General features: G+C 46.3%; 1 protein-coding gene. It reads right to left on the reverse strand.

From position 1 onward, the window contains the following. On the reverse strand, positions 1-497 hold a 497-nt coding region (locus ACNPNW_RS06045), incomplete at both ends, for a cytochrome ubiquinol oxidase subunit I (protein ID WP_448766717.1).

Here is a 497-nt window from a genome sequence, read left to right on the forward strand (position 1 = left end):
TATAGCGTATGGACCCTTTTTGATCACCTTAATAAATAATCCAACCATCACAACACCCAGAATGGCATAAATTGCTGTAAAGGAGATTACCGAAAACAACACTTGTCCGCTCGTAATATTAGGTGACACACTGTCCTTCGTCTGCATATATCCAAATACCGTCCATGGCTGGCGTCCGAACTCTGTCATGACCCAACCTGCCGTATTGGCAATCGGAGGAAGCATCAGCCCCCATAACATGAAACGCATAAACCAGGTGTTCGGGCGGTCCATCTTCTTGCGCCACATTAAGTAGATGGCATACATACTGAGCATAATCATCGCTGTACCCGCCAGAATCATAATCCGGAAGCTCCAGAATGTCGTGCGTACTGGCGGAATATAATCCCCTGGACCATACTCTTGTTCATATTGAGCCTGCAGCTCATTCATCCCTTTAACTTCACCGGAGAACTTGCTGTACGAAAGGAAACTCAGCAGATACGGCACTTTGAACT

Source organism: Acinetobacter endophylla, assembly GCF_053543775.1.